The following is a 26,713-nucleotide window of genomic DNA, read 5'->3' on the forward strand; positions in this document are numbered from 1 at the left end:
ACGGTCAAAAGGTGACGTGCCCTACGCACTGGACAATGTGAGATAATAATGAGGCCCGGTTAAACCGGGCCCTTTTTGTATCTATTCCCCCATGACACCTGACTTGGATTGTCACGCTTCCCTTTCCTTTCTACCGCTTCTACTAGGTAATTCCCCTGCCTGCTGTCACAATACAGCCTTTATTATTGACACTGTGTTGCTCACTAAGGGGTGGTATGTCTGTCTTGGTCGAAGTTTGTATTGATAGTATTGGCTCTTTAAAGGTGGCAGAGCGCGCTGGCGCTGACCGCATCGAGCTGTGTAGTGCACTGCGCCTTGGTGGACTCACGGCCAGTTACGGCTATATGCAACTTGCCGTCCAACAAGCGAATATTCCCATTTATGCCATTATCCGGCCACGTGAGGGAGACTTTTTATACAGCAGTGACGAAGCAGAAGTCATGCTCAAGGATATTGCGATGGCACGCCAAGCTGGATGTGCAGGCGTGGTGATCGGCGCACTGACAGCCCAAGGACAGATCGACTTGCCACTTATCGATGACATGTTGGCAGAAGCCAAAGGCATGGGCGTGACGTTTCATCGCGCGTTTGACCACTGCGCCGATCCTGAATCAGCACTGGAAGCGCTTTTAGCGCGTCCCGCGATTGAGCGGGTACTTACTTCGGGCCAAGCCAGCAGCGCAGAGCAAGGTAAAGAGGCACTGAAACGCTGGGTAGAAATGACCCGACAGGCTGCTTTACAGATCATGCCTGGCGCGGGGGTCACGCCTGATAATGCTGCCGCGATCCTCTCCCACTGCGGCGCGCGTGAAATTCATTTATCTGCCCGTATGGATCAACCCAGTGCCATGCAACACCGCGCCGTGGCCACCATGGGCGAAGGTGATGATGCCTGTTACCCAATGACCAACCCTGCCATTATCCGGCAAATAAAAGCCCTTTCCGCACACTTGTAAGTGCGTGCAACAGGCTATAGCACAACATTGAACTGTGACTGACTCGGATATTTTGATGCGCGATCGCCGTCCTCGAGGCGGTAGCGTTGCATCGTAAAGGCGAGTTTTCTACCGTAAAAGAACAATGGTGTGAAAAGGAGTTTCCCTTGTCGGATAAAACATCAAGCAAAATCAGCAAAAAGCACTACGAAAAGAAACTGACGGAGCTACAAACCGAGCTAGTCAAACTGCAAGAGTGGGTCAAGCAAGAGCGCCTCAAAGTGGTGGTGTTATTCGAAGGGCGAGACGCCGCGGGCAAAGGTGGCGTGATCAAACGTATTACCGAAAAACTCAACCCACGTGTATGTCGCGTCGTCGCGCTAGATAAGCCCACCGAGCGCGAGCGTACCCAATGGTATTTCCAACGCTATGTTGAGCACCTGCCTGCCGGTGGTGAAATCGTTCTGTTTGACCGCAGCTGGTACAACCGGGCGGGGGTTGAGCGGGTGATGGGATTTTGCTCCGACGAAGAATACGAAGAGTTTCTACGTACCTGCCCCGAGTTTGAACGCATGTTAATGCGTGCTGGCATCATCTTGATTAAATATTGGTTTTCAGTTTCTGATGACGAGCAAGAAAAACGCTTTGCCGAACGTATTAGCACCCCCATTAAGCGCTGGAAGTTCAGCCCGATGGACTTAGAGTCTCGCAGCCGCTGGGTGCAATATAGCGAGGCCAAAGATCGTATGTTTGCTTACACAGACACCAAAGACAGTCCTTGGTGGGTGGTCGAAGCGGACAATAAAAAGCACGCACGGCTCAATTGCATTGCGCACTTGTTATCGCAGATCCCGTATCAAGAAATCACCTACCCCGAGGTCGAGCTACCTGAAATCAATAAAGAAGGCTATGTACGCATGCCACTTGAAGAGCAAAGTTTTGTGCCCGATCAAGTTAGTGAGTGGCTCAATAATGAGCCAGACGATTAACCCTTATTTAAGCAGTTTTTCCAGCTCTTCTTTTTGAATATGGCGAACATCTTTTCCTTTCACAAAGTAAATGATGTATTCGCAAATATTCTGACAGCGGTCGCCAACACGCTCAATGGCGCGTGCTGACCACATCACTTTCAGCACGTTAGGAATTGAGCGTGGGTCTTCCATCATGTAGGTCATCAGTTGACGCAAGATCCCTTCGTATTCACGATCTAAGGAGTCATCTTTGCGATACACCCGCATCGCCGCCTCAATATCCATACGGGCAAACGCATCCAGTACCTCGTGCAGCATCTTCGCTGCACGTTGCCCTAGCGCTTCCAGTGAGACGAGAAAAGGCTGCTGAGAGTGACTGGAGTTATCCAGTGCCATTTTCGCGATGCTGTCCGCCACATCACCAATACGTTCAAGATCGGTAATGGTTTTGATGATCGCCATCACCAGTCGCAAGTCACTGGCGGTCGGCTGACGTTTGGCAATAATTCGCGTGCACGCCTCATCGATCGCTACTTCCATGCCATTGACTTTGTGATCTTCACGAATAACATGACGCGCCAGATCGACATCTTGGTTATGCATGGCACGCAGTGCATCGGTCAGTTGGCGTTCGACCAACCCCCCCATGGTTAAAACATGGGTTCGAATGGCTTCAAGCTCGGCATTAAACTGCCCTGAAATGTGGCGACTGATGTTATGGTTGTCCAAGGCCTGCTCCTTATCCGTAGCGACCAGTTATATAGTCTTCAGTTTGTTTATTTTTCGGCGTCGTAAACAAGGTGTCCGTGTCCGCGTATTCCACCAAACGCCCCATATTGATAAATGCGGTTTGATCCGAGACACGCGCGGCTTGTTGCATATTATGGGTGACGATCACCACGGTGTATTGGCTTTTCAAATCATTAATCAACTCTTCAATCGTCAACGTTGAAATCGGATCCAACGCTGATGAGGGCTCATCGAGCAACAATACCTCTGGTTCAATCGCGATCGCACGGGCGATAACCAAACGCTGCTGCTGACCGCCTGACAAGCCAAATGCATTATCATTGAGTCTGTCTTTTACCTCATTCCACAAAGCCGCCCCTCGCAGCGCTCGCTCTACCGCATCATCGAGCACCCGCGGATCATTGATACCCTGCAGGCGTAACCCGAACACCACATTTTCATAAACAGATTTAGGAAAAGGGTTGGGCCGCTGAAACACCATACCAACTTGGCGGCGTAATGCGGGCACATCAACGTCGCGATCGTAAATATTTTGCCCATGCAGGGTCACTTCCCCGCGAACACGACAGCCATCAACCAGATCATTCATCCGATTAATACAGCGTAGCAAGGTCGACTTACCACAGCCGGACGGGCCGATAAACGCCGTGACCTTTCCCTTAGGGATCCGCATATTAATATCAAACAAGGCTTGTGTTTGCTGATAGTACAAATTGAGATGACGGATCGACAGCGCGGTTTGCTCTTCAGGCAAATTTGTCAAATCGAGCTCGGGCGTCAGGCCAATTCGGGAGTTTATCGAAAACATAGGTTGTCGAGCCTCATCATTATTGTTCCAAATCGCGATACTTTTCACGCAAGTAATGGCGGATCCCGATAGCGGCAAGGTTTAACGCCACAATCACAGACACCAGTAAAAACGAGGTGGCATATACCAGAGGGCGTGCCGATTCAATATGGGTACTCTGAAAGCCAAGATCATAAATATGATATCCCAGATGCATGAACTTACGTTCGAGGTGCAAAAAGGGGAAGTTACCATCCACCGGCAAAGCTGGTGCCACTTTCACTACCCCCACCAGCATCAAAGGCGCAACCTCACCGGCTGCACGCGCAACGGCGAGGATCAGCCCAGTCATCATCGCCGGACTTGCCATCGGCAGCACAACTCGCCACAGTGTCTCGGCTTGGGTGGCACCTAATGCAAACGCACCATGACGAACACTGGTCGGGATACGTGCCAACCCTTCCTCCGTCGACACAATGACCACGGGCAGCGTCAAAATCGCCAATGTTAACGCTGACCACAGTACGCCCGGCGTTCCAAAGACAGGGGCAGGTTGAGCGGCTTGATAAAAGAGCTCATCAATCGAACCACCAATGAAATAGACAAAAAAGCCCAAACCAAAGACGCCATAGACGATCGAAGGTACCCCGGCCAAATTAACGACCGCAATCCTAATCATCCGTGTAAACGCGGTTTTTGGCGCATATTCATGAAGGTACACCGCGGCAATAACCCCAAGCGGTGTCACAATCACAGCCATCAACAGCACCAAAAACACGGTGCCAAAAATGGCCGGGAACACACCGCCAGAAGCATTACCATCTCGTGGTGGCTCTGAGACAAACGCACCAATTTGATGGCCCCAAAAGAGCAGCTTCTCAATCCCGCTCATTGCGTTGGGGTACCATACCGCCAAGACGTTACGAAGTGGCAATAGCACTTCTTCATGATGGCTATCTTTGACCACCAACATGGCATCATCTTGGTGATGGCGTAAACTTTCCAGCTTCCTCTCGAGCTGGAAATATTGGTCCAATAGCTGCGCGCGCTGCTCTGCGATATGGGCTGGGGGCTCACGATTTGCGGCATGGGCCAAGGCCCAGCGTTTTTCCTCTAAACGCAGCTGTTCCAGTTGATAATTGACACTGGCTAGGTGGACGCGTTCAATGTCATCAATCACATCACGTCGCGCGGACAAGGCGTCAAGGCGCGCTTCAAGATCTGCCTCATCTAAACGATGGCGCGTACCTTTCTCATCTACCAGCGCAACAGGCCACCCATAGAAAACCCCATTCTCGACCCGCTCTATCATGGCTAATGATGCCGGTGTAAATTGGCTGCGAATGTTAAACGCCAACAACTGCCGGAAGTCCACTCCCTCACGCTCGCGATTACCGATCTTGACCACTAAACGGGCATAATCTGGGTTAGCATCATCCGGTAATGTGATGCCTGCATCTTGCAGTTGCGTCGCGTCGACACGGTCCGTTTGGTAAATCTGCCCAATCACCGTTTCTTGGCCTTCGGGTGTATTGAGCGTGAACTGGGTAATGGGCGTAGGCCAAAAATAGCCCAACCCGCGCGCACCAATAAGAAGCAACACACCAAGGATCGCAATCAAGCTGACACTGACCATGCCTGCGGTTATCCACACCCAAGGGGTTCCTGATTTCATCCATGCGCGCATAAGAGCTCTCATCCCCACCTATAAGTTACTGTACTTGTCACGCAAGCGTTGGCGTACGAGTTCAGCTAAGGTGTTAAATACAAAGGTAAATACAAACAGAATAAATGCGGTTAAAAATAACACGCGATAATGGGAACTCCCCACCTCAGACTCGGGCATTTCAACCGCGATATTGGCGGACAAAGTGCGCAATCCCTCTAACAGATTCCAATCCATGATGGGCGTATTCCCGGTCGCCATCAATACAATCATGGTTTCGCCCACCGCTCGTCCTAGTCCCATCATCACCGCCGAAAAAATACCAGGGCTTGCGGTGAGTAATACCACACGTGTCAATGTCTGCCAGTGAGTGGCCCCTAGGGCCAACGCGCCACTTTTTAAATGCGGTGGTACAGAGAAAATGGCATCTTCCGCAATCGAGAAAATGGTTGGCACTACCGCAAAGCCCATCGCAATACCGACTACCAGTGCGTTACGCTGGTCATAGCCTATCCCTAATTCATGGGTGATAAAGCGACGCGCATCGCCGCCAAACCATAGGTGCTCTAACCAAGGCCCTAATTGCCAAGCCACCAAGGCAATCAGTAACAGGGCCGGAATGATCACCAAGATTTGTGCGTTGTCCGGTAAGCGGCGGCGTACATAGCGCGGGATCATTCGCCAAATCATGCTAAGGCCCAGCAAACAAAGTGGCACCATCAGCAACAGTAAAAATACCGTGGGCAGGTGTTGCTCAACCCAAGGGGCTAACCAGAGCCCGGCTAAAAAGCCGATAATAACGGTTGGCAGTGCCTCAATGGTTTCAACCGTCGGCTTCACGACTTTACGTAACCCCGAAGACATAAAATAGGCAGTATAAATCGCCGCACCAATCGCCATCGGGACGGCAAATGCAAGCGCAAAGAGTGCCACTTTCAGGGTGCCAAAAATCACCGGAACCACGCTTAATTTGGCTTCAAACGTGTCATCCGCAGAAGTGGATTGCCACACATATTGGGGCTCTGCGTACCCTTCGTACCAGACTTTCTCCCAGAGTGAGTGAACACTAACTTCTGGGTGTGGGTTATCGACAGCAAACCATTGCCATACACCATCGGTGGCGGTAATCAGTGCCTGTGCACGAGGAGAAAATGCCATTGCTTGCGGCAAGGTATCGAGCATGGCCGCAAAATAACGTTGCTTTTCGCTGGTCGCATGCAGCAAGCTCAGCCCCCCTTGCTCATCCGCAACCGCAATACTTTTACGATGCAACTCCGGTGAGGCCACAAACTTCCCTTTGGCTGGCTGAAATAACCGCACTTCGGTCAGCGATGGCTGGCCACTTTTCACCACATCAAACCACTGACTCAAGCCGCCATCTTGATGGTGTAACATTAACGAACGCCCACCTGCGAGCAAGGTCATCGCCTGAACCGGACTCTCCACCACATTGGCAAGATTAATGGTTTCACGCACGGCCATCTGTTGCCCGTGAATTCGCCACACCGTCAGTGTGCTGCCTTGGCGAACAAAGAGGCGCTGTCCGTCAGGCGAGAGCGCCATATTATCAACCGGCTCACTCAGCGAGTGCCGTTCAATTCGTCCACTGCGATAAAGCACCAACTCCTGTGTGTGTGTCACCGCCACCAAAACAGGGGCTATATTTTCGCCGTGTAAACTGTCTGGCACAGCGAGCGCTAATTGGCGTAGCGCCGACGAGTCCAGTATCACAGGTAAAGGAAATGCCGCCATACGGCGCAGCTTGGGTAATACCGAGGTACTATCGCCATACTCAGCGCGAAAACGTAGCTGCCAAACACCTACTTGCCCCGGTTTGATTTCTACAGCCATAAAGGGCGCCGTGGCAGGCACTGTCGCCATCGCAGGACGAGGAATATCTGATAAGTTGCGCGCCAACATCACAGTGGCAACTTGGTCGACCTGTAAAGGACGACGAGCTACGGTTAAGGTGCCACTGTCATCAAGCGCATAAACCAGCTGCTCACGATTGTCAGCGCCAATAAAGTGCGGCGTAGCTGGTGTTGGCACACTAAAACGGCCGGTCGGCGTCATACTCGCTTGATGAAAAAGCGGTAACACGACGGTCAGTAAATAAAAGAACAAGAGCAGTAAAGTGACCAATACCATCACGCCACCAAGACGTACTGTATGCCGTGTAAACGTGTCTTTTAAACGTCTTACTCGATTGGCATCTTTGAGTGATGGTGAAGTGTGAGTCATTCGTGCCTCTTGTTTTAGATCAAGCCCTTAATTGTATGTCATTACAATGACATTTTTATGACATCCCTACTCTGAACAGGGATACCACCGAGGGCTGTACGCAATAAAAATGAAACAAACGGGCTTTAGGCTGGCGCAGGTTGATATTGGGCACAGTTTAGCGACTTTACTGCAAAGCAGCATAGACAACACCTTGACCGGCCTCAATAATTGACCCGACAATCGCCGTAAGGATCACGCATGAAACATTTTGTTGTCACACTGATGGGTCCCGATCGCGCTGGGCTGGTTGATCAAATCTCACAGACCATTTTTACGTATCACGGGAGCTGGCAAGCCAGCCGCCTTAGCCAACTCGCCGGACAATTCGCAGGGATCATCCATCTATCTGTATCTGATACCCATGCGGATGCGCTCGTCCATGCGCTTCGCGAATTGGATGGCTTACAGCTGCTGATCACCGACGCCAAACCAGTCACCCCTAACCCGACCACACATACCTTGTCGGTTACGGGCAACGATCGTCGCGGCATTGTTCAAACACTCAGCCAATTACTGGCGGCTCACGGCATCACTATTAATAAACTCAATGCGCAAACACAAAGCGCAGCCAATACCGGTGGGCAAATTTTTACTGCTGATTTTTATCTGGATATTCCGCCGGATGCGGATATCTCCATGTTACACGAAGCCCTTGAAGCACTGTCCGACGATTTGATCGTCGAGTTTGACAGCAATTTCACCCAGTAGAACAGGATTTTCTCACGCTTTATGACATTAGATACTTACCACGTCGACAAAGAATTAAGTTGGCTATCTTTTAACGAACGCGTCCTCCAAGAAGCCGCCGATAAGAGCGTCCCCATTATCGAACGTGTTCGTTTTTTGGGGATTTTCTCCTCCAACCTTGATGAGTTTTATCAAGTGCGTTTCGCGGACGTTAAACGCCGTATCATCATTGACGAAGAGCGTGGGGTCGACAGTCATGCCAAAGAGCTTTTAAGTAAAATTCAAGCGAAAGTCGTCAAGCTAAACCAAGATTTCGACCACCTCTACAACGATATCTTGCTGGAGATGGCGCGCCGCAATATCTTTCTGGTCAACGAACGTCAGCTCACCGATAACCAATCTCAATGGCTAAAGCGCTATTTTCGCAGCAATATTCTGCCCTACATTACGCCTATTATGCTGACCAAAGACGTCGATGTATTGAGCTTTCTGAAAGATGCCTACTCGTACCTCGCCGTACAGCTTAAAAAAGAAGGGGAAGAGCCCAAGTATGCGTTGATTGAGATCCCAACAGATGACCTTGACCGTTTTATTAAAGTCCCTGAGCCCAAGGGGAAACGACAGCGCAAAACCATCATCTTGCTCGACAACATCATTCGCCTATGTCTCGACCAAATTTTCAGCGGCTTCTTCGACTACGACACGATCGATGCTTATGCCATGAAAATGACCCGAGATGCAGAGTACGATCTCACCAATGAGGTGGAGCACAGCCTACTCGAAAATATGTCGGAAAGCTTGGACCAACGCCTCACCGCCCTCCCAGTGCGTTTTGTCTACCAACGGGATATGCCGCCGGAAATGGTGAGTAAACTCATCCAAGTGCTGAAGATTTCTGATTATGACAGCGTCCTACCCGGTGCGCGTTATCATAATTTTCGCGACTTTATCGGCTTTCCTAACGTCGGGCGAAAATATCTGGAAAACCCGCCACTGCCGCCATTCGAATCGGCCGATTTTCAATTACATAACAATGCTTTCGATGCCATTCGTGAGCGCGACATCCTGCTTTACTATCCGTACCACACCTTCCGTCATATGACAGAGCTGGTCCGTCAGGCTTCTTTTGATCCGTCCGTGCGCAGCATTCGCATTAACGTGTACCGAGTGGCAAAGAACTCGCGGATCATTAACTCCATGATTGATGCAGCCAATAACGGCAAGCGTGTGACCGTGGTAGTCGAGCTACAAGCCCGTTTTGATGAAGAAGCCAATATCGAATGGTCGCGCGTGCTCACCGATGCTGGCGTCAAGGTCGTATTTGGTACCCCAGGGCTTAAAATTCACTCCAAGCTTTGCCTGATCTCACGCCGAGAAAATGGCGAATTACGTGATTATGGCCACATTGGCACCGGTAACTTCCACGAAAAAACGGCCCGTATTTATACCGACTTTGCACTCTTTACCGCCGATCAGCAGATCACGTCTGAAATTCGTAAGGTCTTCGAGTTTATCGAAAACCCTTATCGTCCGGTCAAGTTCAATCATTTGATCGTGTCACCACGTAACTCTCGACGCCGCATTCAAAAGCTGATTGAGCGCGAAATCGAACACGCGAAAGCCAAGCGTAAGGCCGGGATCACCTTAAAAGTGAACAACCTTGTCGATAAAAGCTTGGTAAACCTACTTTACCGAGCCAGTAGCGAAGGGGTAAAAATCCGCATGATTGTGCGCGGTATGTGCTCTTTAGTGCCGGGCGTAAAAGGCGTGAGTCAAAATATCAAGGCAATCAGTATCGTTGATCGGTTTTTAGAACACCCACGTGTATTTGCGTTTGAAAATGGCGGTGAGCGTGATGTCTATATCTCTTCCGCCGACTGGATGACCCGCAATATCGATAACCGTATCGAGGTTGGGGCACCCATCCGCGATCCGCGCTTAAAAGATCGCATCATGGACATCCTTGAGATCCAATTTTCCGATCGGACCAAGGCGCGTATCATCGACAAGGAGATGTCGAATACCTATGTTAAACGAGGGAACAAGAAAAAAATTCGATCGCAAATCGAAACTTACGATTTCCTCAAGCAGTTGGAGAGACAGGAACTCAAACACGCGGAAAAGTTGCAGCATGACACTCCCCCAAGCAAGTAATGATAAGCCGCGAGAGATTGCGGCCGTCGATCTTGGCTCTAATAGCTTTCATATGGTGGTTGCCCGCGTGGTCGGGCAAGGCCTACAAATTATCAGTCGCCACAAGCAGCGGGTGCGATTAGCCGCAGGGCTGGATAAAAAGCAGCGCCTAAGCGACGAAGCGATACAACGTGGTGTCGACTGTTTAGCCATGTTTGCCGAACGCCTTAATGGCATTGAGATAGACAACGTACGGATCGCAGCAACCCATACGTTACGCCAAGCCAAAAACGCACATGAATTTATTGAACGGGCGAATCAAGTCTTCCCTTACCCGATTGAAATTATTGCGGGTGAAGAAGAAGCACGCCTGATTTATCTGGGGGTCTCTCACACTCAGCAAAATCTGGGTCGCCGTTTAGTGATTGATATCGGTGGTGGCTCAACCGAGCTTGTGATTGGTGAAGACTTTCAGCCCCTGCTCGTCAATAGCAAACGTATGGGATGTGTCAGCTATAACGAACGCTTTTTCCCACAAGGCGCGCTGAGTGAAAAGCAATTTCTCGCAGCCCAAACGGCTACCCAACAAAAATTGGAAAGCCTGGCGAGTCAATATCGCAAAGCAGGATGGCAAGTCGCGTTAGGCGCATCGGGCACCATTAAAGCCATTCGCGAGGTGGTGATTGGGTTGGGCGATGAGGATGGCATTATCACGCGCAAGCGCTTGGATAATGTGATTGAAAAGCTATTAAAGTTCAAACACAGTGACAGCATCGATTTACCGGGATTGACCGAAGACAGGCAGCCGGTCTTTGCCGCTGGGGTGGCGATTTTATCCGGTGTTCTCGACGCGCTCAAAATTGATGAATTGCGCTTCTCAGATGGTGCTCTGCGTGAAGGCTTGCTGTATGAGATGGAAGAGCGCTTCCAACGCACCGACATCCGTGGCCGAACCACAGATGATATGGCTGCACGCTACAATGTCGACCTTGATCATGCTCGGCGGGTGCAACAGACAGCCGCCCACTTCTATGCACAAGCCGAGCCCGAACAAGGCAGTAAAAAAACGGAATTGGCTGGCTTACTCAATTGGGCTGCTTTATTGCACGAAGTGGGGTTAAGCATTGGATATCCGGGCTATCACAAACATTCGGCGTATATTCTCAGCAATACTAACCTACCTGGTTTTAACCAAGAGCAACAAACCGTCTTGGCAACCCTCGCGCGCTTTCATCGTAAAGCGTTAAAGCTGGGAGAAATGCCCAAATTCACCTTGTTTAAACCCAAACTGATCGAAACGCTTATCTGCGCACTGCGGCTCGCCTGTGTGTTGCACTCACAGCGCAATGACGAAGCTCTCCCCGAGATTACGGTGACTATCGATAAAAACGGCGGTTGGCAGCTGCAGTTTCCCAAAGGCTGGCTGGGTGATAATCGCTTACTTGCGGCCGACCTGACCGCAGAGCAAGACTACTGGCAAGCGGCCGGCTGGTCGCTTCGTTTTAGCGACTAATTCAATCCAAGTGCGTGGCGCTGCGCATGCACCACTTGCGCCGGGAGGGGAATATACCCTTCTCGGCTTACTTCCTTTTGCCCTTGAGCAGAGAGGATATACCCCATAAACGCGGCCTCAAGCGGAGCTAGGGGCGCGTTGGGTGCTTTATTGATATAGAGGTATAAATACCGTGTTAGTGGGTAATCACCGTCGCGAATTGACTGCTGAGTCGGCAGAACAGCGGGCTTGCCGGGATGACCGACGGCGAGCATTTTCGCCCCCGACGCTTGGTGACCCATCCCCGCGTATCCGATCGCATTTAATGAAGAGGCCACGGACTGCACCACAGATGCCGATCCCGGTTGCTCGTTGACATTGGCGCGAAAGTCACCACGACACAATGCCGCCTGTTTAAAGTAGCCATAGGTGCCGGATACCGAGTTACGCCCAAATAATTGTAGATCGCGATGTTGCCAACGCCCCGTAAGCCCTAACTGCCCCCAGCGGGTAATAGGCTCACTCGCCCCACACCAGAGCGTTCGCGAAAAGATAGCATCCAGCTGATTGAAGTTAATTCTCTGTAGTGGGTTATCTTGGTGGACATAAACCGCCATGGCATCAATCGCTACCGGCACAGCGGTGGGTGGATAACCGAATCGAGCTTGGAACGCATTTTCTTCACTGACCCGCATCGGACGGCTCATTGGGCCAAGTTGTGCTGTACCTTCCACCAGCGCGGGGGCCGCCGAGGCAGAGCCGGGGGTTTGCAGCTGGACATTTACGCCCGGGTACAAACGCTTAAACCCGTCGGACCACGCCGCCATCATGTTGCCTAGGGTATCCGAACCTACGGAGTTTAGGTTCCCCGAAACCCCGCTGATACGCTGATATTCCGGCAGCATTGACTGGGTCGTATGGCTCTGGGCCAGTGCAGTCCAAAGCAGGCTGACACAGAGTATGCCCCACCTTAACATGCCAATCGCTCCGGCAGCGTAAATGCAAAGGTACTGCCCATCCCTACCTCACTTTGGATCTCGAGCTCCGCATCATGATGGCTCAGGGCGTGCTTGACGATTGCTAAACCCAGGCCGCTGCCACCGGTTTCACGAGAGCGCGCCTTATCGACACGATAAAAGCGTTCGGTTAAGCGATCGAGGTGTTGCGGAGGAATGCCTTCGCCACTATCCGTGACTTCTAAACGCGGACCTTTGTCGGTGCGATACCATTTGACGGAAATCGCCGCCTGCGCTGGGGTATGCTTCACCGCGTTATAGACTAAATTGGAAATCGCGCTGCGGAGTTGGTCGTCATTGCCTTTTACTTTTAGGCTCTTATCAACATCAAACGTCAGCACATGCTCACGATCACCACTCAAGGTTTGCGCCTCTTTTTGCAAAACATCCAGCATGGCTGGCACATCAACATCGTGATCTAATTCTGGTTTTGCGGCCGCCTCAATTTTGGATAACGTCAGGAGTTGCTCAACCAGTGATTCCATGCGCGATAGCTGTTCAGTCATAACACCATGCGCTTTCGGCCACATCGGTCCTATCACCATGTCAGGATCTTCTGTCATCTCGAGATATCCGCGCAACACCGTCATTGGTGTACGCAGTTCATGTGAGACATTGGCGAAGAAGTTGCGTCGCATTCCTTCCAGCTGTTTGAGTTGGGTGATATCACGCACCACCATCAAGAACTCTCCCTCGGCATAGGGCATGGTACGAAATTCTAAGGTACGCGCACTGTTGATGTGGGAGCGCATTTCTAACGGTATATCGTAATTTGCCTCGGCGATGTAGCTGACAAACTCGGGCGCTCGAATAAGATTACTGATATGTTGGCCATTATCATCTGGCATTCGCAAGCCAAGGAGTTCTTGTGCCAGCTTGTTACACCACACAATCGAGCCATCACTTTCAAAGACTACCACCGCATCGGGCAAGGATTCGGCCCCGTTGCGGAAACGACGGATCAGGTTTGCTAACTCTTTGCGACGGCGGCGATTACGTTTTTGAAGCCGATAAATGCCATTAAACAATGGCTCCCAAGAGCCTGTGCCTGAAGGCGGGGTCAGGCTTTTATCTTTCCATAGCCAGTCGGACAGTTTGATTTGTTGATGCAGATGCCAAAGCAACATGGCAACCGTTGCACCCAATAGCAACCAAGGCAGGCCACCGAACAGCCAGCCAATAATAAACCAAGGCAAATAAAAAAAAGCCAGCTCCCAAGCTAGCTTCTTCCAAGACAGTCGTTCGACCATTTACTCTCCATCCACCCCAACGTATGTGGAGCGCTTTCTATCTTTTTAGTTGCGTGTCGAGAAGCGATATCCTGCGCCACGTACGGTTTGCACTAACTTATCATGGCCACCCGCTTCAAGCGCTTTGCGCAAACGCCGGATATGCACATCAACGGTACGATCTTCAACATACACATTGGTACCCCAAACGTTATTCAAAAGCTGCTCACGGCTGTAGACACGCTCTTGGTGCGTCATAAAAAAGTGCAGCATTTTAAATTCGGTTGGCCCCATATCGAGCGGTTCATCATTAGCCGTCACACGGTGCGAGACAGGGTCTAACTTGAGGCCTTGTACATCAATCACATCGTCCAGTGTGGTCGGTGATACGCGACGCATCACCGCTTTTAAGCGTGCCATGAGCTCTTTCGGTGAAAAAGGTTTGGTAATGTAATCATCCGCGCCAACTTCTAGGCCTCGGACTTTATCTTCCTCTTCCCCACGCGCGGTCAGCATTACTACAGGAATTTGTCGGGTCAGTTCATCGCGCTTGAGGTGCTTAATCAAGTTAATCCCCGATCCGCCCGGTAACATCCAATCCATGAGGATCATTTCCGGATAAGGCTCGCAAATTTGCGCCAGCGCTGAGTCGTAGTCTTCGGCCTCTACCGTTTGGTAGCCTTTTTGCTCCAGCACAAAGCACAGCATCTCTCGGATCGGCGCTTCGTCCTCAACAACTAGAATCCTTCTAACCATGATAATTACCTAGTGTTATCATTTAACTGGCGCCATTATGTGGATTTATTATGACATTTTTGTGACCCAGCGCGAGCAAATTCCCCGCCCTTTGTGCATGCTGTGACCTAGCCAACACCTTGCTGTGTGACCAGCACGCGACTTGCACCTCCGCCCTGACTGTCTACGCGAACTTGGGCGCCAATCCGCTCGACCAACGTACTCACATGAGAGATCACACCAATTTGGCGTCCATCCGCTTGCAGGGTATCGAGACACGACAGCGCCATCTCTAAGCTGTCGGGGTCCAAGGTGCCAAAGCCTTCATCGATAAACAGCGATCCTAACTGACGAGTATCTGCCGCTAATGAGGCGAGCGCCAGTGCCAGCGACAAAGAAACCAAGAAACTCTCTCCTCCAGAGAGGGATTCCACGCTGCGCACTTCATCTCCCATATCATGATCCACCACCTGCAATGCTAACAAACTGTCGGGTACGGTTTGCAGCGCGTAGCGAGGGGAGAGCGAAGCAAGGTGCTCGTTGGCAATCTCCACCAGCTGGGCGAGTGTGAGTGATTGGGCAAGGTTACGAAATTTGGCACCGCTGGCCGAGCCAATTAAGTCGGCCAGTTTTAGCCATTGTTCCGTTTTGCTGCGCTGGGTATCAATTTTGTCCGTTAAACTCCCCGCTTGCTGACGTGCCTGCTCGGCTTGCGTCAGCCGATGACGAATATCGAACACACGCTGTTCAGCCTGCTCTTGCGCGTGTTGCCACTCGGCTTGCTGCGTCTCCAAGACTGTCTCGTCATCTGTCAGCGCTTGTTCATCAAACCACGCTTTGGCGGTCGCAATGGCCTGATGACAATGATTTAGCTGCTGTTCACGTTCTTCAAAGCGTGTTTTTGCTTCCTGATAGCGCGCCTCAATCTGGTTTAAAGCTTGGCGTTCATCCGCCCGCCAAGCCTCGCTCAATGACAAATGCGCCATCAAAGTATACTGACTCATTCCCAGCGCAGGTTGCCAATGGATCCAACGCCTAACGGCGGTACGATAGTGCTGATTAGCATCTTGCCGTTGCTGCTGCAAAGTTTGCTGACGGGCTTGCAAGCCGGCGCGTTGTTCACTGGCTTGCGTATACGCCTTTTCCGCCTCAGCTCGACGCTGGCGCTGCGCGTCTATGCGTGATTTGTACTCATTTTCTAAGCTCGCAAGATCCTGATCCCCCACCAGCGCTTGTCGCGCCGCCATACGCTGCTGATGTTGTTGGGCCAAGTTCACCAATTGCGTCTGACGTGACTGAATGGCATCTGACAAGCTCTGACACTGCTGTGTGAGCGTGGCAAGCTCGGTGTCGGTACGCTGCTTTTCTTCCGCCATCCCCTCACGCTCCGCTTGCAAAGCGCGGTATTGCTGGATTTTTTGCTCCATTTGCCGAATGTAACGTGCGGAGCCAACTTGTTGTAAGCTGGCCTGCCATTGGCCTTTGCCTAGCTGTTTATCGAGTGCTTCGCAGCGACTATCACGCTGAGCTTGTTGCTGGTGCCATTGTTCGTCAATGGCGCTAAGGCGTGTTTCACATTCGGTTAGCGCTTGGTCTAAGTGATGACGACGGGCAACAAGCTGCTCTCGAGCTTGTTGCAACTCACTGAGTGCCGCATCAATCTGCTGAATATGGGCAAGCTGTTGCTGACGTTCGGTCATGCCTTGATAACAGGCCACATAGTCCGCTTGCGTCTGTTGGGCACGAGCTTCAATATCGATGAGCACATCACGCAGTGGCGTCTGACTGTCGATGTCACTATCCAATTCAGCGATGGCAACACGCAGCCCTTTTTCGTATTGATCACGCTCCGCCTGCCATACTTGTCCCTGCTCTCGCAACTCAGCACATGCATGCTCACTTTGCTGGTGTTGCTTTTGCCAGTAGTAATATTCTGCTTGGCTTTGATTGAGTGTCGCTTGCAGCTCAGCAAGACGCGTTTGCTGCTGATCAATCAAGCTTTCCACCACGGGCGCATGGTGTAAGTAAGGATGCTCAGTCGCCCCACAAAGCGGACAAGGGTCTCCCTCGTTAAGCGCCTGACGCAAGTCTTCCAACTCCATCACGGCCATCGCTTGCTGCAAACTGTGACGTGCTTCGTCAACCTGAGCTTGTTGGCGCGTTACCGTGTCTTTCAAACGCGTTAGGTGGGTTTGGCTATTGCGGAAAATGGCATCAAATTTTTCGAACTCCAACTGATTATGTTGACAGCGCTCGTCCCAGTATTGCCAGTTATGTGCTTCATTTAAAACCGCCTCTTGTAGGCGACGGGTAGACTGCAATTGGCTATAGCGCGCTTGTTCGGCTTCTTGCTCCGCGATCAGGCGATCGGGTTCTGCAGCCGCTCGTTTTGTTTTTAACTGGTCGCTGCTGGCATCCACTTGCGCAATATCCTGCTCAAGCTTATCGCGCTGAGGGCGCCATTGCTGGGCTTGCTGCTGTCGCTGTCTGTGCTCATCACTCAGTGCGGCTAGCGCATCTTGGCAATCAAGAAACTGCTTGAGGTTGTCAAACACCGGCTGATAGTGCTCAGCCACGTGACCGAAATCGCCAAACGCTGCCAGTTGCTCAGCAATGATCGTTTCACGATGCACCAAATGCTGTGCATGGGCACGGGTTTGTTCAAGGGTCTGTTGCGCTTGACGCCATTTTTGCTGTTCTTCATTGAGGGTAATGTTTTGCTCACGCATTTGCTCATCAAGACTGGCTAATTGGGTCTCGATTTGCTGAGCCTCACGCACCTTCGGCTCTATATCAGCCCACGCTTGCTCGGCATCGGTCAATGCGCGATTGGCTTCTCGCCAACGATCCGCTTGTCGCTCATAGTCGGCGGCAACAGCCTGTTCATCTCGGGCTAGTGCAGCTAGATCTTTCCCCAAGGATAGGGACTGCCACTGGTAACGCTGCAGCGCATTGAGATCCTCTCGCGCCGCTTGGGCACGTTCAATCTGTGCCAATGTCTCTCGGCGCGCTTCCACACCCGCTTTTTCTTGTTCCGCCTCATCCAGTGCCACTTGCGCGTCATCAAGTGCTTGTTGCGCCTGCGCTAAGTGGGTATGTTGCTGGCGGTAGTCGTTCAGCATTTTGAGTTGGTGTTGATGATGTTTGACCGCCTGTTGGCATTGGGCTTGTTCATCTACCAATTGCTGCTCTTCATCTTCGCTCAGGAGCTGAATGTCACCGAGCTGTTGCATGAGCTGATCCAGTGCTTGTTTTTCATCACGGGCACGCTCATGGGCCATTTGGGATAAACGGCTGTAAATTTCGGTGCCAGTCATCCGCTCCAGCAGTGCTGCGCGATCATCTGCTGACGCTTTCAAAAAAGCCGCGAAATCCCCTTGGGGGAGCATCACCGCACGACGAAACTGCTCGTAGCTGAGCCCGACCAGACGCTCAATTTCACTGAGCACTTCCTGTTTCTTTCCTGCAAAACGTTGGCCGGTGGTGAGGTTTTCGAGCCAATGCTCACTGGCTTGGATCCGGCCATCGGCTTTTCCTCGCGCGCGACGTACCGACCAATGGGCACGCCAGCGACTGCCGTCATGGGCAAAGAAGTCGACTTCTGCGTAACCTTCACCTTTTCCTCGCGACAAAATACTGCGCACATCGTTGGCTTTAACTCGGGTTGCAGGATCGCCGAGACCAATATCCGCATCGTTCTTTTTGTTGGCTTGAAAGCGCGGGATCTTGTCATATAACGCAAGACAGATAGCATCTAACAACGTGGATTTACCGGCCCCCGTTTTGCCGGTGATCGCAAACAAACCGCTATCACCCAAAGGGCCCTTTGAAAAGTCCAACTCAAACGGGTGTTGAATACTGGCCAGGTTCTCGCCACGTAATGCCAGAATTTTCATCGTTTATTGGTCCTCATCCTGTTCCAGTTGTTCAAGCAAATGTGAAAAAGTCGCTGCGATAGCCGGATCCGGCTCACCTTGATATTTTTGCTGCCAGCCGTGACGGAAAACTTGAAACGGCTCGACATCAGACAAGCGCTGCTCACGAAATTGGCGCTCGTGGGTGCGGTCACGATAGTGCGGCGTTATCTTCGCCAAACGGATAGGCTGCCCCTCTAGCGCCGCGAGGATCTTCTCACGCAACATCGGTTGCGGGGCATCCAATAGAACAGGCACTTCCAATAACGGCTGCATATCCAGCGATAGTGAGGAAAGGGTCAGCGCCTGCAGCGCTTCTATCACTTCATTAAGCGGAGCAGGCTTGTCTGGCACACGCAGTAAGTCGACCTGTCGCGGTACTTCAAGAGAGCGAATATCGGCAAGCTGCGCCCCCTCTAACGTGACAGCGAGCACTTGATGGCGATAGTGTCGCTCTGACAGAGACAGTGGGATCGGCGAACCACAATAGCGAATTCGCTCTTGCTTCGCGACCCGCTGGGCAAGGTGCAAATGTCCAAGTGCCACATAGGCAACATCCTTGGCAAAAATATCAGCCGGCAGCGCATGCTGGTTGCCCCCGAGAATGCGTCGCTCAGACATTTCTGATAGCTGCCCACTCGCCATATAAACATGCCCCATCGCAATCAGCGCTTGGCTCCCCGTGCATTTGGCGCGCGCCGCTTGTTCAGTTTGCTGATAAATCTGTCGCACCCCTTCGATGAGACGATCATCGTCTTCCCCCAATCCTTCCGTGCGTAAATCACTGCTACGTAAAAAAGGCACAGCCATCACCCAAGCGGCGGTTTGCCCCTGTTTGTCCGTCACCGGCACCATCATACGCTCAGTATCTAAACTACCATCGCTGTGCCGTGAGATAGCACCAATTAAGTGTAAATCAAAGGCTTTGAGTAGCTCGTGTGGCGCATCGAGTTTGCTAGGTGAGTCATGGTTCCCACCGGTAATAATCACATTCAGTTGGGGCAATGCCTTAGCCATATCCGCTAAGAAGCGGTATAGCATACGCCAAGCGCTGGCAGGCGGATTGGCACTATCGAAGATGTCTCCGGCAACCAACAAGGCATCCGCTTCTTCATCTATCAATTGCTGCTGTAGCCAATCAAGAAACGCTTGGTGCTCTTGCTGACGATCATAGCCATGCAATTGGTGGCCAAGGTGCCAATCTGAGGTATGAATGATTTTTAACACTGCTGGGGTTATCCGTTGGTTGAAAAAAGACGAGGTCATGGACACTCGCCAATGTCGCGAGCCGGGTAAAATTCTACGCTAATTGCAGCGACATTCGAGGATGAATGCAATACCATGTTGGCTTTCTCACAACTGGATGGATAAAGCCTCGCCATGATTTGGTTTAAGAACTTACTCGTCTACCGCCTCACCCGTGACATTCCTCTCGATCCCGAACAGCTCGAAAGCCAACTCAAAGAGTTCGACTTTACCCCTTGCGGCAGCCAGGACATGCAGAAGTTCGGCTGGGATAAAGCATTGGGTAAGCACGGCGACATGCTGACCCATGTCAGCGGCGGCAATATTTTGATCCGGGCACGCAAAGAAGAAAAGCTGCTCCCTGCCTCAGTGATCAAAGATGCGTTAGAAGAAAAAGTTGATGCCATGGAGCAAGCCCAAGGCCAACGTTTGAAAAAACGCGAAAAAGACAGCCTAAAAGATGATGTTGTCATGGAGTTGCTCCCGCGCGCTTTTACCCGCCAAAGCCAGATGTGCGCCCTTCTCATGCCGGCAAAAGGGCTGGTTCTGGTCGATGCGGCCAGTATTAAAAAAGCCGAAGAGCTACTTGCCTTACTCCGTAAATCCATCGGTAGCTTACCGGTTGTGCCCGTCGAAACCCAAACACCGGTGGAACACGCCATGACAGAATGGGTTAAACAAAGCAGCGCGCCTCAGGGCTTCCACCTTGGTGATGAGGCTGAACTCAAAGCACTGCTTGAAGAAGGTGGGGTGATTAAATGCAAACAGCAAGATCTCACCAGTGAAGAAATTCACGCTCACCTCGATGCCGACAAACAAGTCACCAAACTCGCCATGGACTGGCAAGAACAAATCCATTTTGTGTTGGGCGATGATCTCAGCCTTAAACGCCTGAAGTTTTCAGAAGAGTTACGCGATCAAAACGCGGATATCGACCGCGAAGATATCGCGGCCCGACTGGATGCTGACTTGTCGTTGATGTGCGGTGAGCTCGATGTATTACTTGATGGATTATTCACGACCCTCGGCGGTTTACAAACCGACTAGTCGCCCGAGTGAGCCTTTGCATACTGATGCAACAGGCTTAATCCACACAAAGACTAGGTAATTCCTGCTGGTAGTGTGGGCACTGTCACAGTAAAATAGCGCCCACACTCACCTTCACTATGAAGGTGCCTGACTTACACTCAGACTTTAGCTAGGAATTATGTTTACTCCAGAACTACTCTCACCCGCCGGTAGCCTTAAAAACATGCGCTACGCATTCGCCTATGGGGCTGATGCCGTTTACGCCGGACAACCGCGTTACAGCTTACGTGTGCGTAATAACGAATTTAACCACGAGAACTTGAAAATCGGGATCGATGAAGCCCACGCTCAGGGCAAAAAGTTCTATGTGGTCTGTAACATTCAGCCGCACAATGCCAAGCTGAAAACTTTTATCCGCGATTTACAACCTATCATCGATATGGGTCCTGATGCGCTGATCATGTCAGATCCAGGCCTTATCATGATGGTGCGTGAGCATTTCCCCGATATGGCAATTCACTTGTCAGTACAAGCCAACGCGGTGAACTGGGCGACAGTGAAGTTCTGGTATTCGCAAGGCGTTGAACGCGTAATCCTCTCACGTGAGCTGTCGCTTGAAGAGATCGAAGAGATCCGCAAACAATGCCCAGAGATGGAGCTTGAAGTATTTGTGCACGGCGCACTGTGCATGGCTTACTCGGGTCGTTGTCTGCTCTCCGGCTACATCAACAAGCGCGATCCTAACCAAGGTACCTGTACCAATGCGTGCCGCTGGGACTATAAGGTTCACGAAGCCAAAGAAGACGATGCCGGCCAAGTGGTACAAGTACAGGAAGTCACGCCAACATTGGGTGAAGGTCAGCCTGTCGACGATGTGGTTTTGCTTGAAGAAGGCCGTCGCCCCGGTGAATTAATGGCCGCCTATGAAGATGAGCACGGCACTTACATTATGAACTCAAAAGACCTCCGTGCCATTCAGCACGTTGAACGCCTGACCCAAATGGGCGTTCACTCGCTGAAAATCGAAGGTCGGACGAAGTCCTTCTACTACTGCGCTCGAACAGCCCAAGTTTATCGTCAGGCGATTGATGATGCCGTGGCCGGTAAGCCTTTCGATGAAAGCCTCATGAGCACACTGGAAAACCTCGCGCACCGCGGTTATACCGAAGGTTTCTTACGTCGCCATACACACGACAGCTACCAAAACTATGATTACGGCTATTCGGTCTCTGACCAACAGCAATTTGTGGGTGAGTTTACCGGTAAGCGCCGTGGCGATTTAGCGGAAGTTGCCGTGAAGAACAAGTTTGTTTTAGGTGATAGCCTTGAGCTCATGACGCCGAAAGGCAACGTCCACTTCACTCTTGAAGTCATGGAAAACCGCAAATCAGAGTCTATCGACGATGCCAAAGGTAATGGTCACTTTGTGTTTATTCCTGTGCCAGAAGATATGGACTTGGAATACGCACTACTGATGCGTAACCTACAATCAGGTCAAGATACGCGTAATCCATCAGGAAAGTAGTATGGCATTACTCATCACGGATAAATGCATAAACTGCGATATGTGTGAACCCGAGTGTCCCAACGGGGCTATCTCTATGGGTTCCGAGATCTTTGAGATCGAGCCAGATTTATGCACCGAGTGTAAAGGTCACTACGAAAAGCCGACGTGCCAGTCAGTCTGCCCGATCTCCAAATGCATTATCACCGACCCTGATAATGTCGAGACCGAGGAGCAACTCCTAGAAAAGTTTGTGGTCATTCAAGGGATGGCCTAAACCATTAAAAGCGCCGCAAGGCGCTTTTTTTATGTCTATATCAACCTACAACGGTGAACTATTGATAAGCGCGTAGCAATAATGCATGACAGTCTAGAGTAACGACGTTGCATTGAGACACTCAGGCTCGCACATATCGCAGTTTATGCATTCATCAAGCCGCGACTAAGCATGCGTTAGTAAAAACGTATAGTGAAAGGCGAGCGAAACACTCCACGCCGTGCAATTCTCTAACATGAATAAGCTCTTGAATTAGGGACGCCTTAAACGCAAAAAACCCCAGCTTTTCAGCTAGGGTTTCTAAGTAGTGGCGGAGTGGACGGGACTCGAACCCGCGACCCCCGGCGTGACAGGCCGGTATTCTAACCAACTGAACTACCACTCCGCACCAATTCTGTATGATTAAAGGCTTATATCTCTTTGCTTTAATCAATTGTATTCAAAGCCTGGCGATGTCCTACTCTCACATGGGGAGACCCCACACTACCATCGGCGCTGCTTCGTTTCACTACTGAGTTCGGCATGGAGTCAGGTGGGTCCAAAGCGCTATGGTCGCCAAGCAAAATTTTGTGTGTCTTCACTTTTCAGTCAAAACACTTAATCTAGAAAGCTGTTCGTTCTCGCCACAATCAACTGGCTTATTTCAAGTCCAACCCAAAACCTCTTGGGTGTTGTATGGTTAAGCCTCACGGGCAATTAGTACAGGTTAGCTCAACGCCTCACAGCGCTTACACACCCTGCCTATCAACGTCGTAGTCTACGACAACCCTTTAGAGAGCTCGAAGCTCTAGGGATGACTCATCTCGGGGCCAGCTTCGCGCTTAGATGCTTTCAGCGCTTATCTGTGCCGAACTTAGCTACCGGGCAATGCGTCTGGCGACACAACCCGAACACCAGCGGTTCGTCCACTCCGGTCCTCTCGTACTAGGAGCAGCTCCCCTCAATCATCCAACGCCCACGGCAGATAGGGACCGAACTGTCTCACGACGTTCTAAACCCAGCTCGCGTACCACTTTAAATGGCGAACAGCCATACCCTTGGGACCGACTTCAGCCCCAGGATGTGATGAGCCGACATCGAGGTGCCAAACACCGCCGTCGATATGAACTCTTGGGCGGTATCAGCCTGTTATCCCCGGAGTACCTTTTATCCGTTGAGCGATGGCCCTTCCATTCAGAACCACCGGATCACTATGACCTACTTTCGTACCTGCTCGAGCCGTCACTCTCGCAGTTAAGCGGGCTTATGCCATTGCACTAACCTCACGATGTCCGACCGTGATTAGCCCACCTTCGTGCTCCTCCGTTACTCTTTGGGAGGAGACCGCCCCAGTCAAACTACCCACCAGGCACTGTCCTCACCCCGGATAACGGGGCTAAGTTAGAACATCAAACATACAAGGGTGGTATTTCAAGGATGGCTCCACAGCAACTGGCGTCGCCGCTTCAAAGCCTCCCACCTATCCTACACATGTAGGCTCAATGTTCAGTGCCAAGCTGTAGTAAAGGTTCACGGGGTCTTTCCGTCTAGCCGCGGGTACACAGCATCTTCACTGCGATTTCAATTTCACTGAGTCTCGGGTGGAGACAGCGTGGCCATCATTACGCCATTCGTGCAGGTCGGAACTTACCCGACAAGGAATTTCGCTACCTTAGGACCGTTATAGTTACGGCCGCCGTTTACCGGGGCTTCGATCAATGGCTTCTCTTGCGATAACCACATCAATTAACCTTCCGGCACCGGGCAGGCGTCACACCGTATACGTCATCTTTCGATTTTGCACAGTGCTGTGTTTTTAATAAACAGTTGCAGCCACCTGGTATCTGCGACTGCCCATAGCTCCATCCGCAAGGGACTTCACCCCGGGCAGCGTACCTTCTCCCGAAGTTACGGTACCATTTTGCCTAGTTCCTTCACCCGAGTTCTCTCAAGCGCCTTGGTATTCTCTACCCGACCACCTGTGTCGGTTTGGAGTACGGTTGCTACTTACCTGAAGCTTAGAGGCTTTTCCCGGAAGCATGGCATCAATGACTTCACCACCTTGGTGGCTCGACATCGTGTCTCGGCCTTGATTTCCCGGATTTGCCTAAGAAATCAGCCTACGCACTTGAACCTGGACTACCATCGCCAGGCCCACCTAGCCTTCTCCGTCCCCCCATCGCAGTAAGCAGCAGTACGGGAATATTAACCCGTTTCCCATCGACTACGCCTTTCGGCCTCGCCTTAGGGGCCGACTTACCCTGCCCCGATTAACGTTGGACAGGAACCCTTGGTCTTCCGGCGAGGAGGTTTTTCACCCCCTTTATCGTTACTCATGTCAGCATTCGCACTTGTGATACCTCCAGCATGCCTCTCAGCACACCTTCAACAGCTTACACAACGCTCCCCTACCCAATATCCATAAGGACATTGCCGCAGCTTCGGTGTATCGCTTAGCCCCGTTACATCTTCCGCGCAGGCCGACTCGACCAGTGAGCTATTACGCTTTCTTTAAATGATGGCTGCTTCTAAGCCAACATCCTGGCTGTCTGAGCCTTCCCACATCGTTTCCCACTTAGCGATAACTTTGGGACCTTAGCTGGCGGTCTGGGTTGTTTCCCTCTCCACGACGGACGTTAGCACCCGCCGTGTGTCTCCCGGATAGTACTTACTGGTATTCGGAGTTTGCAAAGGGTTGGTAAGTCGGGATGACCCCCTAGCCTTAACAGTGCTCTACCCCCAGTAGTATTCGTCCGAGGCGCTACCTAAATAGCTTTCGGGGAGAACCAGCTATCTCCGAGTTTGATTGGCCTTTCACCCCTAGCCACAGGTCATCTCCTAACTTTTCAACGTTAGTGAGTTCGGTCCTCCAGTTGATGTTACTCAACCTTCAACCTGCCCATGGCTAGATCACTCGGTTTCGGGTCTAATGCTAGCAACTACACGCCCAGTTAAGACTCGGTTTCCCTACGGCTCCCCTATGCGGTTAACCTTGCTACTAACATTAAGTCGCTGACCCATTATACAAAAGGTACGCGGTCACCCCACAAAGGAGGCTCCCACTGCTTGTACGTAGACGGTTTCAGGTTCTATTTCACTCCCCTCACAGGGGTTCTTTTCGCCTTTCCCTCACGGTACTGGTTCACTATCGGTCAGTCAGGAGTATTTAGCCTTGGAGGATGGTCCCCCCATGTTCAGACAAGATATCACGTGTCCCGTCCTACTCGTTTTCACGACTAAGGCGCTGTCGGTTACGGGGCTATCACCCTTTATTGCCAGGTTTTCCAACCTGTTCACCTAACGCCTAAGCCGCTTAAGGGCTGCTCCGGGTTCGCTCGCCGCTACTGCCGGAATCTCAATTGATTTCTTTTCCTTCGGGTACTTAGATGTTTCAGTTCCCCGAGTTCGCCTCTTAGCGCTATGTATTCACGCTAAGATACCTGCTTATGCAGGTGGGTTTCCCCATTCGGAAATCCCAGACTCAAATGGCTTTTACTGCCTTATCTGGGCTTATCGCAAGTTAATACGTCCTTCATCGCCTCTGACTGCCAAGGCATCCACCGTCTACGCTTAGTCACTTAACCATACAACCCCAAGAGGTCTTTTTTGCTCGAGATTGCCTAAAAAAGAAATCTACGTCGCAAAACCACTGAGTGTTGAATCATCAACTAATTAAGGTTTTGTTTTTGCCGGACTCAAAATAGAGACTTTGCTTATCACTAAGACAAAGCCCAAGCACACTTGATTGTGTGAGTGACATTTCTGTCACTGATTGAGAACTTTACTGTCACTCTTTAAAGAATGACTTGTCAGCTTTCCAGATTGTTAAAGAGCATGGGTTTGCCATCAGGCAAGCCACTTTTTAAAGATTCTTAAGCAAAAACCTTTAAAGAGTGGTGGAGCTAAGCAGGATCGAACTGCTGACCTCCTGCGTGCAAAGCAGGCGCTCTCCCAGCTGAGCTATAGCCCCACATTGATATTGCTTTGACCAACACATTTGGGGATGTGTTGGTGGGTCTGAGTGGACTTGAACCACCGACCTCACCCTTATCAGGGGTGCGCTCTAACCACCTGAGCTACA

General features: G+C 51.2%; 17 protein-coding genes, 3 tRNA genes and 2 rRNA genes (1 of these 22 only partly in view). 8 read left to right on the forward strand and 14 right to left on the reverse strand.

Going from position 1 to position 26,713, the window contains the following annotated elements:
* The first annotated feature begins 215 nt into the window (after positions 1-215).
* Together N7E60_RS11240 and ppk2 are read left to right on the forward strand one after the other, a co-directional pair.
* A complete protein-coding gene (locus N7E60_RS11240; RefSeq protein ID WP_269597509.1) occupies positions 216-956 on the forward strand; it encodes a copper homeostasis protein CutC in 741 nt (246 codons plus the stop codon).
* A 146-nt stretch (positions 957-1,102) separates the two neighbouring features.
* Positions 1,103-1,924: a polyphosphate kinase 2 gene (gene ppk2 / locus N7E60_RS11245; RefSeq protein WP_077456425.1), complete on the forward strand. Its 822-nt coding sequence runs from the start codon at positions 1,103-1,105 to the stop codon at positions 1,922-1,924.
* 3 nt (positions 1,925-1,927) lie between these two features.
* Here the strand turns inward: ppk2 and phoU are convergent, their stop codons facing one another.
* Genes phoU through N7E60_RS11265 form a run of 4 tightly spaced genes read right to left on the reverse strand, consistent with a single transcriptional unit; the run spans position 1,928 to position 7,350 of the window.
* Complete coding sequence (gene phoU, locus N7E60_RS11250; protein WP_069590609.1) at positions 1,928-2,635, reverse strand: phosphate signaling complex protein PhoU; 708 nt, start codon at positions 2,633-2,635, stop codon at positions 1,928-1,930.
* 10 nt (positions 2,636-2,645) lie between these two features.
* Positions 2,646-3,464, reverse strand: a complete 819-nt coding sequence (gene pstB, locus N7E60_RS11255) for a phosphate ABC transporter ATP-binding protein PstB (protein WP_269597512.1) — start codon at positions 3,462-3,464, stop codon at positions 2,646-2,648.
* A 19-nt stretch (positions 3,465-3,483) separates the two neighbouring features.
* Positions 3,484-5,130, reverse strand: coding sequence for a phosphate ABC transporter permease PstA (pstA, locus tag N7E60_RS11260; RefSeq protein ID WP_269597513.1), 1,647 nt, complete (start codon positions 5,128-5,130; stop codon positions 3,484-3,486).
* A gap of 18 nt (positions 5,131-5,148) precedes the next feature.
* Positions 5,149-7,350: an ABC transporter permease subunit gene (locus N7E60_RS11265; RefSeq protein ID WP_077456419.1), complete on the reverse strand. Its 2,202-nt coding sequence runs from the start codon at positions 7,348-7,350 to the stop codon at positions 5,149-5,151.
* Positions 7,351-7,590: 240 nt separating this feature from the next.
* Between N7E60_RS11265 and N7E60_RS11270 the strand changes: the two genes are divergently transcribed.
* Genes N7E60_RS11270 through ppx form a run of 3 tightly spaced genes read left to right on the forward strand, consistent with a single transcriptional unit; the run spans position 7,591 to position 11,725 of the window.
* Positions 7,591-8,100 carry a glycine cleavage system protein R gene (locus N7E60_RS11270; RefSeq protein WP_269597514.1) on the forward strand — a complete coding sequence of 170 codons (510 nt, stop codon included), beginning with the start codon at positions 7,591-7,593 and terminating at the stop codon, positions 8,098-8,100.
* Positions 8,101-8,121: 21 nt separating this feature from the next.
* Positions 8,122-10,233 carry a polyphosphate kinase 1 gene (ppk1, locus tag N7E60_RS11275; protein WP_077456415.1) on the forward strand — a complete coding sequence of 704 codons (2,112 nt, stop codon included), beginning with the start codon at positions 8,122-8,124 and terminating at the stop codon, positions 10,231-10,233.
* Positions 10,211-11,725 (forward strand): exopolyphosphatase, encoded by a 1,515-nt coding sequence (gene ppx / locus N7E60_RS11280; protein WP_269597515.1) that lies wholly within the window; start codon positions 10,211-10,213, stop codon positions 11,723-11,725. The genes ppk1 and ppx overlap by 23 nt, the downstream gene beginning before the upstream one ends.
* Here the strand turns inward: ppx and N7E60_RS11285 are convergent.
* The 5 genes from N7E60_RS11285 to N7E60_RS11305 form a co-directional block, all read right to left on the reverse strand.
* Positions 11,722-12,681, reverse strand: a complete 960-nt coding sequence (locus N7E60_RS11285; protein WP_096629675.1) for a PstS family phosphate ABC transporter substrate-binding protein — start codon at positions 12,679-12,681, stop codon at positions 11,722-11,724. The genes ppx and N7E60_RS11285 overlap by 4 nt on opposite strands.
* Positions 12,675-13,970, reverse strand: coding sequence for a phosphate regulon sensor histidine kinase PhoR (gene phoR / locus N7E60_RS11290; RefSeq protein WP_077481289.1), 1,296 nt, complete (start codon positions 13,968-13,970; stop codon positions 12,675-12,677). Before phoR ends, N7E60_RS11285 begins: the two co-directional genes overlap by 7 nt.
* A 45-nt stretch (positions 13,971-14,015) precedes the next feature.
* On the reverse strand, positions 14,016-14,705 hold the full coding sequence (gene phoB, locus N7E60_RS11295; RefSeq protein ID WP_069590589.1) for a phosphate regulon transcriptional regulator PhoB: 690 nt from the start codon (positions 14,703-14,705) through the stop codon (positions 14,016-14,018).
* 107 nt (positions 14,706-14,812) lie between these two features.
* Positions 14,813-18,580, reverse strand: coding sequence for an AAA family ATPase (locus tag N7E60_RS11300; RefSeq protein WP_269597516.1), 3,768 nt, complete (start codon positions 18,578-18,580; stop codon positions 14,813-14,815).
* A gap of 3 nt (positions 18,581-18,583) precedes the next feature.
* Positions 18,584-19,864: an exonuclease SbcCD subunit D C-terminal domain-containing protein gene (locus N7E60_RS11305; RefSeq protein WP_269597517.1), complete on the reverse strand. Its 1,281-nt coding sequence runs from the start codon at positions 19,862-19,864 to the stop codon at positions 18,584-18,586.
* Between the two features lie 117 nt (positions 19,865-19,981).
* On the opposite strand from N7E60_RS11305, the gene rdgC reads away from it, so the two are divergent.
* The 3 genes from rdgC to N7E60_RS11320 all read left to right on the forward strand — a co-directional run bounded on the left by rdgC (position 19,982) and on the right by N7E60_RS11320 (position 22,653).
* A complete protein-coding gene (gene rdgC, locus N7E60_RS11310) occupies positions 19,982-20,890 on the forward strand; it encodes a recombination-associated protein RdgC (protein WP_198532228.1) in 909 nt (302 codons plus the stop codon).
* A 160-nt stretch (positions 20,891-21,050) separates the two neighbouring features.
* Positions 21,051-22,397 (forward strand): prephenate-dependent tRNA uridine(34) hydroxylase TrhP, encoded by a 1,347-nt coding sequence (gene trhP, locus N7E60_RS11315; RefSeq protein ID WP_069590581.1) that lies wholly within the window; start codon positions 21,051-21,053, stop codon positions 22,395-22,397.
* Between the two features lies 1 nt (position 22,398).
* Positions 22,399-22,653: a YfhL family 4Fe-4S dicluster ferredoxin gene (locus tag N7E60_RS11320; protein WP_069590579.1), complete on the forward strand. Its 255-nt coding sequence runs from the start codon at positions 22,399-22,401 to the stop codon at positions 22,651-22,653.
* 308 nt (positions 22,654-22,961) lie between these two features.
* Here N7E60_RS11320 and N7E60_RS11325 read toward each other — a convergent pair.
* The 5 genes from N7E60_RS11325 to N7E60_RS11345 all read right to left on the reverse strand — a co-directional run.
* Positions 22,962-23,038, reverse strand: a tRNA-Asp gene (locus tag N7E60_RS11325).
* Between the two features lie 59 nt (positions 23,039-23,097).
* Positions 23,098-23,213 (reverse strand): 5S ribosomal RNA (rrf, locus tag N7E60_RS11330).
* 115 nt (positions 23,214-23,328) lie between these two features.
* Positions 23,329-26,216: ribosomal RNA gene (locus N7E60_RS11335) — 23S ribosomal RNA — on the reverse strand.
* Positions 26,217-26,526: 310 nt separating this feature from the next.
* Positions 26,527-26,602: transfer RNA gene (locus N7E60_RS11340), tRNA-Ala, on the reverse strand.
* Between the two features lie 39 nt (positions 26,603-26,641).
* Positions 26,642-26,713, reverse strand: a tRNA-Ile gene (locus N7E60_RS11345); it runs 5 nt beyond the window's last position.

The organism is Salinivibrio proteolyticus, from assembly GCF_027286365.1.
In the GTDB taxonomy this organism is placed as follows: Bacteria; Pseudomonadota; Gammaproteobacteria; order Enterobacterales; family Vibrionaceae; genus Salinivibrio; species Salinivibrio proteolyticus.